The 428-nt window shown below is 59.1% G+C and carries 1 pseudogene; it reads right to left on the bottom strand.

Annotation, left to right across the window (positions count from 1 at the left end):
• Nucleotides 1–428: pseudogene (gene hycE, locus AACS00_RS07965) on the bottom strand (hydrogenase large subunit); the annotation flags it as partial.

The following is a 428-nucleotide window of genomic DNA, read 5'->3' as shown; positions in this document are numbered from 1 at the left end:
CTCCAGTGGATATCGTCGCCGCGCGGCGCTTCGGCAAAGCCCAGCGCGAAACGGTGCGGAATGTAGGTAAAGCCTTCCACCATCAGCGGGCCGCCCGGCAGGTTATCCAGACCGTAATCGATCATATTCAGCGCGGTATAGACTTCGTTGATACGCACTTTCAGACGGGAAATAACGTCGCAGCCCTGCTCGCTGTGGACTTCCATTGGCAGCAGGCCATAACCAACAAATGGGTGATCGGCACGGGTATCACGGGCGGGACCGCTGGCACGGACCATCGGGCCAACGTTACTGAAGTCGCGAGCGATTTCCGGGTCCAGACGACCAATACCGACGGTGCGTTGTTCCATGTTCGGTGTGCTCAGCAGCACATCCACCAGCTCCTGCACTTCACGACGCATCTGTTGTGCCAGCTGGCGGGTCTGGAT

The sequence above is a fragment of the Vibrio sp. 11986-1-5 genome (assembly GCF_963878025.1).
Lineage (GTDB): Bacteria > Pseudomonadota > Gammaproteobacteria > Enterobacterales > Vibrionaceae > Vibrio > Vibrio injensis.
The sequence above is the reverse complement of the archived record's forward strand: the minus strand, read 5'-3'. Positions and strand labels throughout refer to the sequence as shown.